The organism is Sphingomonas sp. SP4 (assembly GCF_058313375.1).
Genome location: NZ_JBZFLE010000002.1, coordinates 741,221 through 752,500, shown reverse-complemented (window position 1 = coordinate 752,500; position 11,280 = coordinate 741,221). Strand labels below are relative to the sequence as shown.

General features: G+C 62.7%; 13 protein-coding genes (1 of these 13 running past the window's edge). 10 read left to right on the top strand and 3 right to left on the bottom strand.

Annotated elements, in window-relative coordinates:
• Together AC4GYV_RS13105 and AC4GYV_RS13100 are read right to left on the bottom strand one after the other, a co-directional pair.
• Nucleotides 1–915 carry the 5' portion of an ammonium transporter gene (locus tag AC4GYV_RS13105; protein WP_491101144.1) on the bottom strand. It extends 366 nt beyond the left edge of the window, so the window shows 915 of its 1,281 coding nt (coding positions 1–915); the start codon lies at nucleotides 913–915; its stop codon lies off the left edge, out of view.
• A gap of 40 nt (nucleotides 916–955) precedes the next feature.
• Nucleotides 956–2,125 carry a M48 family metallopeptidase gene (locus AC4GYV_RS13100; protein ID WP_491101143.1) on the bottom strand — a complete coding sequence of 390 codons (1,170 nt, stop codon included), beginning with the start codon at nucleotides 2,123–2,125 and terminating at the stop codon, nucleotides 956–958.
• Nucleotides 2,126–2,211: 86 nt separating this feature from the next.
• Between AC4GYV_RS13100 and AC4GYV_RS13095 the strand changes: the two genes are divergently transcribed.
• From AC4GYV_RS13095 to AC4GYV_RS13070, 6 genes are read left to right on the top strand one after another with little or no spacing between them, the layout of a single operon-like run.
• Nucleotides 2,212–3,237, top strand: a complete 1,026-nt coding sequence (locus AC4GYV_RS13095) for an ATP-dependent DNA ligase (RefSeq protein ID WP_491101142.1) — start codon at nucleotides 2,212–2,214, stop codon at nucleotides 3,235–3,237.
• Nucleotides 3,234–3,815, top strand: a complete 582-nt coding sequence (locus AC4GYV_RS13090; RefSeq protein WP_491101141.1) for an alpha-ketoglutarate-dependent dioxygenase AlkB — start codon at nucleotides 3,234–3,236, stop codon at nucleotides 3,813–3,815. The genes AC4GYV_RS13095 and AC4GYV_RS13090 overlap by 4 nt, the downstream gene beginning before the upstream one ends.
• A gap of 40 nt (nucleotides 3,816–3,855) precedes the next feature.
• Nucleotides 3,856–4,197, top strand: a complete 342-nt coding sequence (locus AC4GYV_RS13085; RefSeq protein ID WP_491101140.1) for a hypothetical protein — start codon at nucleotides 3,856–3,858, stop codon at nucleotides 4,195–4,197.
• Nucleotides 4,184–5,419, top strand: coding sequence for an NRAMP family divalent metal transporter (locus AC4GYV_RS13080; RefSeq protein ID WP_491101139.1), 1,236 nt, complete (start codon nucleotides 4,184–4,186; stop codon nucleotides 5,417–5,419). The genes AC4GYV_RS13085 and AC4GYV_RS13080 overlap by 14 nt, the downstream gene beginning before the upstream one ends.
• Nucleotides 5,416–5,769 carry a PRC-barrel domain-containing protein gene (locus AC4GYV_RS13075; RefSeq protein WP_491101138.1) on the top strand — a complete coding sequence of 118 codons (354 nt, stop codon included), beginning with the start codon at nucleotides 5,416–5,418 and terminating at the stop codon, nucleotides 5,767–5,769. The genes AC4GYV_RS13080 and AC4GYV_RS13075 overlap by 4 nt, the downstream gene beginning before the upstream one ends.
• Nucleotides 5,691–6,071, top strand: a complete 381-nt coding sequence (locus tag AC4GYV_RS13070) for a PRC-barrel domain-containing protein (RefSeq protein ID WP_491101137.1) — start codon at nucleotides 5,691–5,693, stop codon at nucleotides 6,069–6,071. The genes AC4GYV_RS13075 and AC4GYV_RS13070 overlap by 79 nt, the downstream gene beginning before the upstream one ends.
• On the opposite strand, the gene AC4GYV_RS13065 is transcribed toward AC4GYV_RS13070, so the two are convergent.
• Complete coding sequence (locus AC4GYV_RS13065; protein WP_491101136.1) at nucleotides 6,010–6,828, bottom strand: arginase family protein; 819 nt, start codon at nucleotides 6,826–6,828, stop codon at nucleotides 6,010–6,012. The two genes, AC4GYV_RS13070 and AC4GYV_RS13065, sit on opposite strands and share 62 nt — an antisense overlap.
• A gap of 103 nt (nucleotides 6,829–6,931) precedes the next feature.
• On the opposite strand from AC4GYV_RS13065, the gene hutI reads away from it, so the two are divergent.
• From hutI to AC4GYV_RS13045, 4 genes are all read left to right on the top strand, one after another.
• Nucleotides 6,932–8,143: an imidazolonepropionase gene (gene hutI / locus AC4GYV_RS13060; RefSeq protein WP_491101135.1), complete on the top strand. Its 1,212-nt coding sequence runs from the start codon at nucleotides 6,932–6,934 to the stop codon at nucleotides 8,141–8,143.
• Entirely contained in the window at nucleotides 8,136–8,744 is a 609-nt protein-coding gene (locus AC4GYV_RS13055) for a Pr6Pr family membrane protein (RefSeq protein WP_491101134.1), read from the top strand. Before hutI ends, AC4GYV_RS13055 begins: the two co-directional genes overlap by 8 nt.
• Nucleotides 8,745–8,774: 30 nt before the next feature.
• Entirely contained in the window at nucleotides 8,775–10,433 is a 1,659-nt protein-coding gene (hutU, locus tag AC4GYV_RS13050) for a urocanate hydratase (RefSeq protein ID WP_491101133.1), read from the top strand.
• 106 nt (nucleotides 10,434–10,539) lie between these two features.
• Nucleotides 10,540–11,223: a MarC family protein gene (locus AC4GYV_RS13045; protein ID WP_491101132.1), complete on the top strand. Its 684-nt coding sequence runs from the start codon at nucleotides 10,540–10,542 to the stop codon at nucleotides 11,221–11,223.
• Nucleotides 11,224–11,280: the final 57 nt, after the last annotated feature.

Sequence of the window (11,280 nt, the reverse complement as noted above, 5' to 3'; positions counted from 1 at the left end):
TGCACCGATGGGCCCGCTGACACCTGCTGCCGGCGTGACTGCGACAAGACCGGCGACGGCGCCTGAAGCGCCGCCCAGCATGGAAGGCTTTCCCGATACGATCCGTTCGGCCGCCATCCAGCTGAGCAGCCCTGCCGCGGGCGCCACGAAGGTGTTCACCATCGCGACTGCCGCCAAGCCGTTCGCTTCGAGCGCAGACCCGGCGTTGAATCCGAACCAACCAACCCACAGCAGTCCGGCACCCACCATGGTCAGCGCCAGCGAGTGCGGAGGCATCGCTTCCTTGAGATGTCCGATGCGAGAGCCGGCAAAGTAGACGCCGACCAGGCCGGCGATGCCGGAGTTGATGTGCACGACAGTGCCGCCAGCGAAATCGATTGCGCCGAATTTGAAGAGGAAGCCTTCGCTTGCCCAGACCATGTGCGCGAGCGGCGCGTAGACGATCGTCAGCCACAGCACCGAAAAGAGCATGATTGCCGAGAAACGCACGCGCTCGACCAAAGCGCCAATGACCAAGGCGGCCGTAATGGCGGCGAAAGTCATCTGAAATGCAGCGAACACCAGCTCAGGGATCGCATTGCCGCTCGTCCCAACGGCCCAGGCGGATCCGTCAGTCAGGCCTCCGAACCCGGCTTTGCCGAGGCTGCCAACCAGCCCATTCCCGCCACTGAACGCGAGGCTGTAATTCCACAGCACCCAAGTCAGGATCGCGACGGCGGTGACACCCATCACCTGGCTCATCACGGACAGGAGGTTCTTCGCTCGAACCAGGCCGCCGTAGAAGAGCGCCAATCCCGGAAGCAGCATCAACATGACGAGTGCGGTCGACACGAGCATCCAAGCTGTGTCCCCGCTGTCGATGGTGAGCTGCCCCTCTGCCGCCACTAGCACCCCCGCATTTGCTGCACTGCACAAGCTAACGGCGCCGCGCGAGGCGACTATGTGAAAGGTTCACCTAAGGCGCCGGCGGCTCCGGGTGGGCAGCCTTCCATGCCATCGCCCGATGGACGCGCGTCTCCACCGACGGATGATCGTAGAAGACGATCTCTTCCAGCCGGTTTGGACGAGGGTAGCGATACTCCGCTGTCTTCACGAGCGCGGTCGACAGAGCGTCAGGGCGGTTCTCGGTCCGCAACGAATAATCGTCCGCCTGGGTCTCAAGCGCGCGTCCGAACGTGTTCAGCAAAGGCGATGCAAACAGCGCGAACAGCGAAATCAAGAAGAACAGCACCGGGATGCCTCGCGGATCGCTCAGCTGTGCGTTCGTGCCGAACAGCTGCGCGAAACGTGGGAACAGCCGGTCGGCGAGCCAGAAAAGGACCATCGCCATGATGGAGAAGAACAGAATGCCCCACCAAGTGTGCTTCAGCACGTAGTGGCCGATCTCGTGCCCGGTGACAGCCCGCACCTCGTCGAGCGACGCATTCTTGAAAGCTACGTCTGAGATTGCGACACGGGCGGTGTTTCCAACGCCCCCTGCATTGGCGGTGAAGTTGTTCGACTGGCGGGAGCCGTTGAACATGAAGACGCGCTCCGGCGGAATGCCGGCTCGCTGAGCCATGGATACGACCGCATCGCGGACTTGGCCCGGCGGCACCGGCTCATATTTATTGAACAGCGGCTCGATGAGGATCGGCGAGAGCAGCATGAAGAAGGCAAGGGCGAATGCCGCGAGCGCGCCGGACCATAGCCACCAGCGCCGCCCGGTGCGGCGGATCAGCGCATAAACGCCGATCATGAACGCTGCGCCAAGTAAGGCGCTGATCGCCCCCGAAAGTGCCGCTTGCCCGAGGAAGTCGCTCAGCGGCTGGCTCGTGCGTCCGTACGCCTTCTCGCGGAAGTAGCTCTCGTACAGCGTCCAGGGCAGCGTCAGCAGGGCTGAGACAATGAAGAATACGAGGCTGACGAGGAAGGCCCGCAGGTTCTTCCGCTTCGGCGCGATCTTCGCCTCCAGCCTGTCGAGGATACCCGACCGGACGATCAGCCATGTTACAAGCGCTGCAACCAGCACGTCCCACAGCAAGATCCATTCGCGCCCGACCGTATAGTCGTGCGCCTTCTGCAGAGCCGTCGGCCCGAGACTGTCGATGTAACGCGCCGTGGCGGCGTTTGGATCGAATGCCATATTGCCCTCCCTTTGGTCCGTAAGCGTAACAAGCGGTACGGCAACCGCAACGGGAACGACTGCAACCGGCTGGCCATTGTCTGCAAGTGGACAAGAAGCTGAATAACCTGGCGCCGATGGAGGCACTTCTCGCGGCCGAGCTGCCGGCGGGAGAAGGCTGGCAGTACGAGCCAAAGTGGGATGGCTTCCGCTGCCTCGCTCGGCGCGAAGGCGACGACGTAACGCTGACCTCCAAATCGGGAAAGCCACTGGCGCGTTACTTTCCTGAAGTGCTGGACATGCTCCGGAAGACGAATGAGCAGGATTTCATGCTCGATGGGGAGCTGATCATCTCGGTTGGCGACGCCTTGTCGTTCGACGCGCTTCAGCTCCGCCTGCACCCGGCGGAAAGCCGGATCCGGAAGCTCTCCGGTGAGACTCCCGCAGAACTGATGGCGTTCGATCTGTTGGAGATCGGCGGCAAGTCGCTCCTGGATCAGCCGCTCAGGAAGCGGCGACAAGCCCTGGAACACTTCATCTCAAAGAATCGAGTACCGGGACTGCGCCTCTCGCCCGCGACCGCCAGCTGTGAAGTCGCACTTGGTTGGCTTCACCGGAGCGGCGGCGCGCTGGACGGCGTGATCGCCAAGCGTTTGGATCTCGAATACCGCTCGGGCGAGCGGGCGATGATCAAGGTGAAGCAGCAGCGCACGGCCGACTGCGTGGTCGGCGGCTTCCGTTATGCCGAAAAGAAGAAGGAGGTCGGCTCCCTGCTGCTCGGCCTCTATGACGACGAGGGATTGCTCAACCATGTCGGCTTCACCTCGGCCATCCCGGCAAAGGAACGGCCGGCCCTAACGAAGGAGTTGGAAGCGTTGATCGAGCCGCCGGGCTTCACCGGCAGCGCACCCGGCGGGCCGAGCCGCTGGAACACCGAGCGCACGGCACAATGGCAGCCGCTGAAGCCCAAGCTGGTCGTCGAGGTTCGCTATGACCAGGTCACGGGCAGCCGCTTCAGGCACGGCACGGGCTTCCTGCGCTGGCGGCCGGACAAGGATCCGAAGCAGTGCACGTTTGATCAGCTGGCGCCGGAACTCCGACCCTCTGAGCTCAAGGAGCTGTTCGGGGGATGAGTCTCCTGTTCGATGAGCCGCTCCTTGAGGGCCTGCGCTACACCGAGGAGCTGATCTCGGAGGGGGAGCAGCAGCAACTGCTCGATCGACTGCTTCCGCTCGATCTTGCCCCGTTCAAGTTCCACGGCTGGCTCGGTAATCGCCGCACGCAGAGCTTCGGGTGGCGCTACGACTTCGACGACGCGAGCTTCAATCCAGCTGAGCCCATTCCCGACTGGCTGCAATTCTTGCGGAAAAAGGTCGCGGATTTCGCGGACCTGAAACCAGACGATTTCGTCCACGTCTTGCTGGCTCGATACGATCCGGGCGCGGGGATCGGCTGGCACCGAGATCGCGACGTGTTCGAGAAAGTGGTCGGCGTGTCGCTGAACACGCCGGCGACATTGCGCTTCCGTCAGCGCACGGGGTCAGGCTTCCGCCGAGCCAGCCTCGATGTCGCTCCCCGCTCGGCCTACCTCATTTCAGGCGAATCCCGGTGGGATTGGGAACACAGCATCGCGCCGGGAGAGCAGCTTCGCTTCTCGGTCACCTTCCGCACCCTGTCGGAGAAGGGGCGACGCATCGCCTCTCAAGGCTGACCTCGGAACGGTCCGCGTCCGGAACGGTTTTGCCGGCATGTTGCGTAAGTCCCTTTTCCTCGCGCTGTTGGTGGCCGGCTGCTCGAAAGGGCCGGAGGCGGACCTGCAATATATCGGACAGGCGCGCTCTCTGGCTGCCGAATGGGCGATGGTGAACGAGTTGGCGGCCAAAGGCAGTGTGACGCCAACTTACGTCTCAAGCATGCATCGATGGCTTCGCAAGCAACTGGAGTCTGCAGCCTCGTCTCTGAGCCAGCCGAACTCTTCATACGGCCAGCAAATTCAGGCGCTGTTGCGGCAGCCGGATGAGGCGACCCCCGCTCAACTGCGCGCGCAGTCGGACAAGCTGAAGCAAATCGAGAAGAGTCTTGAATCCGCTTGAGCTGACGCTCGGGATCATGACTGCAGTCGGCGGCTTCGTCGACATCAGCGAGCTGGTCTTTGCAGCGAAGGCGGGCTCGCAATTCGGCTATGCGCTGATCTGGGTGTTCGCCTTCTCGACCATCGGAATCATCGTCTTCTCCGAAATGAGCGGGCGCGTCGCGGCGGTAGGCAAGCAGCCGGTCTTCAACCTGATGCGGCATCGGCTTGGGCTGAGGCTCGGCCTCATCACCCTGGCAGCATCCATCATCAGCAATCTGATCACCTGCGCCGCGGAGATCGGCGGCGTCGCGCTCGTTCTCAACTACCTAACTGGCGCGCCTTACGCACTGATGGCGATAGTGATGACGCTCGTCATGATCGTGTCGATCTGGGTCCTGCCGTTCGAATGGATTGAGCGGACCTACGGCCTGCTCGGCCTGTTCATGCTCGTCTTCATCGCCGCGCTGATTGCGATCCACCCACCTTGGGACAAGATCGCGGGAGGCTTCGTTCCGCACATCCCGCATGGGCTGAGCAGCAAGGAAATGCTGACATTCGCCTATTTCGCGGTGGCGATCGTGAGCGCGGTGATGTTCCCCTACGAAGTCTATTTCTATTCTTCCGGCGGTATCGAGGAGGGCTGGGGACCGAAGGATCTGCTTACCAACCGGCTGACATCAATCCTGGGCATGGGCCTTGGCTCGCTGCTCGCGATCGCGATCCTTTCGAACTCCGCGCAGCTGTTCGGTCCGGCCAATGTAAATCCCGAGATCCCAGGGACCGCCGCGCTCCAAGCCGCAATTCCGTTCGGAAAGTGGGGGCTCATCCTCGCACTGCTCGGCATGTTCTTCGCCATCGCCGGAGCGGCCGTCGAGACCTGCATGGCCAACGCTTACTCGATTGCCCAATTCTTCGGCTGGATCTGGGGCCGCCACAAGAAGCCGTGGGAAGCGCCGCGTTTCACCATCATCTGGATCGGTCTGTTCCTGTTGGCCCTTGCGATTGTCCTCACGGGTATTGACGTCATGGTGCTCGTGGAATTCGCGATACTCTTTTCGATCCTGGTGCTGCCTTTCACCTATTTGCCGCTCCTCCTGCTGTCTGGGGACCGGAAGTATATGGGACAGTACGTGAACGGGCCGGTCGCGAAGTCGCTGGGCTGGATCTACTTCGTCATCATCACCGTCGCCGCAGTCGCCGCACTGCCCCTCTACTTTCTCACGTCGGGAGGAAACGGATGACGCCGGACAGTCCGATCAAGCTGGTCAGCGAGCTGCTCGACCTCCCGCTCTATGACATGGAAGGCAAATATTGCGGGATAGTCGATGACGTCGAGCTGCAAGGTGGTCCGGGCAAGGAACTGCAGCTCAACGCTCTCCTGGTAGGGCCGGGAGCGTACGCGGGCCGACTGCCATCCTGGTCGATGTGGATCGTAAGGAAGATCGCCGGCGACAGAATCACGCGTGTGCCGATGGACAAGGTGCGCAGCATCAAGACTGCGGTCCATCTCGAATGCCCCGGCCGCGATCTCGGCCTGCACACGAGCGAAATCGCCGCGGGCAAGTGGGTGCCCGAGTGGGGAGCGCTCTGATGAGGCTGTCCGACCTGCGGAACAAGCTCATCAAGACCCTCGATGGCGAGACGCTCGGCCGCGTGCATGAAGTGCATTGCGAGAAGGGGAGGATCACCGCGCTGATGTGCGGGCCAGGCAGCTTGATCGAGCGATGGACGGCAAAGAGTGAAGGGCGGCGGATCCCTTGGGAATGCGTCCGCAAGGTCGAACCGCGTCAGGTCGTCGTAACACCGGACCCGCCTCAACGGATCAGGAAGTCTAGCGGCTCTCAAACCCGGCGAGGCACTCGGCGACCCAGCGCGCCGCGGTCAAAGCGCTGAGGTCGGTGGAGTCGAGCGGCGGATCCCACTCGGTGAGGTCGATGACCCGCACGCGAGAGTCGGACGCGAGCTGCCGAACGGCGGAATAGAAGTCTTCGACCCGCATCCCGCCAGGGCGTGCGCCGGGCGCGGCAGGGAATTGGGAGCGGTCGATCACATCGATGTCGCAGTCGACCACTACCACATCGCAATGTGACACATGATCCAGGGCGCGATCAATGCAATGTGAAATTCCTTGATTACGTACATCCCCGATCGTGACGACGAGGTTTCCCGCTTCGATTGCATCTTCGTGCATTGCCCGGCTGTTGGCGAAGCCGGCGAGGCCGACCTGCGCGATATTGGCACCGGGCAAGCCGTCTTCAATCAGCGCGCGCACCGGATTACCGTTGCCGAGACCTGCATCGAGATCGCGCATGTCGAAATGCGCATCAAGGGTGATCAAGCCTACGTCCTCAAGATTCGCACCAAGCGCGAGCACTCCAGGCCGAGTGACGGCGTTGTTGCCGCCGACCAGCAGGGTCAGGGCATGCGCCTCGGCGCTTGTTGCAACGGCGCTTTGGATGATCGGCGTGGCGGCCTCGATGGTGAGCCCGGCGATCTCCACGTCACCATGATCGGCGATGAGTGTCGAGAGCTCGCGCCCCGTTTCGACGTCGTAGCGCCCGATACGCCGCAGGGTTCTGCGCAGGACCCCCGGCGCCAGGTCGCAATTGCCCGGCGTTACCGACCCGGCGGCGAGCGGCGCGCCGACCAATCCGACCGGCGCCTCACGATGAGAAGACGAAAGAAGCTCGGAAAGATTGGGCCAGCCCGCCATGGCTTTGACCGTAGCAACTCGGCTCGCCTAAGGCACGCACATGTGGGACCGCCTGCTCGTAGACTGCAACATTGCGACTTTCGAGGACAGGCCGGGTAGCCCGCTCGGCCTGATCGAAAATGGCGCGATCGGCATTTCAGACGGCAAGATCGTCCGGGTCGGCAAGCGGACCGAGCTCGCGGGCTACCGCGCGAAGCAGGTAGACGCGCTGAACGGCGCCTGGGTGACGCCTGGTCTGATCGATTGTCACACCCATTTGGTCTTCGGAGGCACGCGTGCGGACGAGCATGCGATGCGCCGTGCGGGCGCGACTTATGAGGAGATTGCCAAGGCAGGCGGGGGAATTGCGTCGACGGTGGCGAAGACTGCCGCCGCGTCCGACGATGAACTCATCGAACAGAGCCGTCGCCGCCTCCACGCGCTGATGCGCGGCGGTTGCACGACGGTCGAGATCAAGACGGGGTACGGCCTCGATCCGGAAAGCGAAATGCGCCTGCTGCGCATCGCCAACCGGCTGGGAGATGGCGAGGCCGTGCGGATCGTGCCGACGCTCCTGGCGCTGCACGCCATCCCTGCAGACCAGCGCGACCGCCGCGCGCATTATGTCACCGAGATCATCGACAAGCTGATCCCGGCCGCCGCGAAGTCCGGCCTCGCCACAAGCATCGACGCCTTCTGCGATACGATTGCCTTCACGCCGGAGGAGGTCGAGCGGCTCTTCAAGGCCGCGGCGCATCACGGGCTCCGTGTGCGACTGCATGCCGAGCAGCTATCGAACCAGAATGCCGCTGCGCTGGCCGCTCAGTATCGCGCACTGTCAGCAGACCATCTTGAGCATCTCGATGATGCCGGGGCGAAGGCGATGGCGTCAGCTGGAACGGTCGCCGTGCTTTTGCCCGGAGCCTTTTACGCCCTTCAGGAGGAGCGAAAGCCGCCGGTCGAATTGCTCCGTAAGCACAAGGTGCCGATGGCTGTTGCGACGGACAGCAATCCCGGTACATCGCCCATGCTCTCTCCTACGCTCGCTATGAACATGGCTTGCACCCTGTTCGGCCTGACGCCGGACGAGGCGGTCGCCGGAATGACCATCAACGCCGCCCGCGCACTGGGCCTCGCCCACAGCATCGGCAGTATTGCGGCGGGAAAGCAGGCAGACCTTTGCGTCTGGCAAATCGAGTCGCTTGCGGAGCTTGGCTATTGGGTTGGACTACCCGGGCCGGGTCGGCGCATCTTCGGGGGGATTGATGAATAGAGCTGCCGCGGCACTGGTCGCGATCATCTGTTGGGCCGGCCTTGCAATTCAGTTCTCGGCGTCCTTCGCGAACCAGCATGACTTCGTCACGACGGTCTGGGTGCTGGCCCGCTTCTTCACGATCCTCACAAACTTGGCCGTCGCCGTGGTGATGACAGCGGTTGCGATCGACCAGCCCGTCTCAGCACTGGTTCTCGGCGGCGGGACGCTCGCGATTATGCTCGTTGGGATCGTCTATGCGACTCTGCTGCGAGACCTCGAGCATCCAACTGGGCCCGCCGCGATCGCGAACATCCTGCTCCACAAAGTATCGCCTGTCGCGATGCCCCTCTGGTGGCTCTTCTTCGCCCCGCGAGCGCGACTGAAACGAAACGCACCCTTGTGGTGGGCTGCCTATCCGCTTGCTTACTTCGTCTACGCATTGGCCCGCGGTCACTTCGACGGCCGCTATCCCTATCCCTTCATGGACGTCGGCAGGATCGGCTGGCTCCAGACCGCCATCAACGCGGGCGGAATAGCGCTGGGCTTCATCATCGCCGGTTATGCGCTGGTGTGGTTCGACAGCTGGCGGCCACTTGGGTCCAAGCGCGCGAAGGGCTAGAGGCTCCGCGAGCTACTTAGCGGGGACAATTTGACCGACCGACGCGACAACAGCCGCCACATCCGCGCTCGCCGCGGGAGCGAAATCAAGGCCAAGAGCTGGACCACGGAAGCCGCAGTGCGCATGCTGATGAACAACCTCGACGACGAGGTTGCCGAGGATCCGCAGAGCCTCGTCGTCTATGGCGGTATCGGTCGTGCCGCGCGCAACTGGGAATGTTACGACAAGATCGTCGAGACGCTGGAGCGGTTGGAGGAAGACCAGACCCTGCTCGTCCAGTCGGGCAAGCCGGTCGGAGTCTTCCCGACGCACAAGGATGCGCCGCGAGTCCTCATCGCGAACTCCAATCTGGTGCCGAAATGGGCGAACTGGGAGGTGTTCAACGAGCTCGATCGCAGGGGCCTCATGATGTACGGCCAGATGACTGCCGGCAGCTGGATCTACATCGGCACGCAAGGCATCGTCCAAGGCACCTACGAGACCTTCGCCGAAATGGGCCGCCAGCATTATGGCGGCGACCTCAAGGGCAAATGGATCCTGACCGCGGGCTTGGGCGGCATGGGTGGCGCGCAGCCGCTGGCAGCGGTGATGGCAGGCGCGCACTGCATTGCGATCGAGGTCCAGGAAAGCCGGATCGAGAAGCGATTAGAGACGCGCTACCTCGACAAGCGCGCGACAAGCATCGATGAGGCGCTCGAGATCATCCGCACTGCGACCGAGCCGACCAGCGTCGGCCTGCTCGGCAATGCCGCGGAAATCCTGCCCGAAATGCTGGAGCGCGGGATCCGTCCCGATGCATTGACTGACCAGACCAGCGCGCACGACCCAGCCAACGGCTATTGCCCCGCCGGCTGGAGCGTCGCGAAATGGCAGGAAATGCGCGAGCGCGATCCGCAGGCGGTGGTCGAGGCGGCGCGAATCTCGATGGCGCAGCATGTCGAGGCGATGCTCGCGTTCAAGGAACTGGGCGTTCCGACCTTCGACTACGGCAACAACATCCGCCAGGAAGCGAAAGACATGGGCGTGACCCATGCGTTCGATTTCCCCGGTTTCGTCCCGGCGTACGTTCGCCCGCTCTTCTGCCGCGGCATCGGTCCGTTCCGCTGGGCCGCACTGAGCGGCGATCCCGAGGATATCTACCGCACGGATCAGCGCGTGAAGGAGCTTATCCCCGACGATGCACACCTCCACCGCTGGCTCGACATGGCGCGGGAGCGGATTGCTTTCCAGGGGCTGCCCGCGCGCATCTGCTGGGTCGGTCTTGGCCAGCGCCATCGCCTCGGTCTGGCGTTCAATGAAATGGTGCGCAACGGCGAGGTTTCAGCGCCGATCGTGATCGGCCGGGACCATCTCGACAGCGGCTCGGTATCGTCGCCCAACCGCGAGACGGAAAGCATGCAGGATGGTAGCGACGTCGTTTCCGACTGGCCGCTCCTCAACGCGCTCCTCAACACCGCGAGCGGCGCGACCTGGGTATCGCTCCATCATGGCGGTGGAGTCGGCATGGGCTATTCGCAGCATGCCGGCATGGTCATCGTCGCGGACGGCACGGATGACGCCGCAAGACGTCTTCAACGCGTCTTGTGGAACGATCCCGGCACGGGCGTCATGCGGCACGCGGATGCGGGATACGACATCGCCGTCGATTGCGCGCGGGAGCAGGGGCTCGACCTGCCGATGATCGTTTAGCCCTCGCGGTAAGGACCGGGTTTACCCCAATTTTGGCCGCGCCTCTCGTCGGCAACTAGGCGAGCAATCGCCAAGGTTGCGTCTGAACGAGCGGGAGGGAGACACGATGCGGCCTTCGATCATCCATTTCGTCAGCCTGTTCACGACGCTGCTGGCGATCATCAACCCGTTGGAGGCGATACCGGTCTTCCTCACTCTGCTGAAAGGCAAGGACGAGGCTGTTCAGCGGCACGTTGCAAAGAAGTCGTGCCTCTACGCGACCTACCTGATGTTCTTCTTTCTCATCTTCGGAACCCTCTTGCTCAAGGCATTCGGGGTTTCCTTGAGCATGGTTCGTATCGTCGGTGGAATCGTGCTCATCCGAATCGGGTTCGAGTTGTTCGCCCCAACGTCAGGCCCAGGCATCATCCCCTCCGAAGGCAGCAAGCAAGCTGACGGCATGGACGTCGCTTTTACGCCGCTTGCGATGCCGATCATGTTCGGTCCGGGCGGAATAGCCACGCTGATCAGCATGGCGGCAACCATTCACGCGTCGATGTCCTTGGGAGCCCAGGATCTTGAAACGGTAGCTGCCACGATCCTCGCGATCGTCGCGACCATGGCGATCGTTTACCTGTCCCTCATCTATTCCAAGGCGATACTTCGAAGGTTCGGACAGAGTGGAATTGACGCCGCCACCCGCATCACCGGCTTCTTCGTATCGGCCATGGGAATGGGGCTGATGCTGAACGGCATCGTAGAGTTCCTACAGTCTCACGGGATTATTGGAGGGCACATTCCGGTAAGCTGACCGGTTTGAATGCCTGCCAACGTCGCGTGCCGACTCGGTGGGCATGACCGCGTAAAT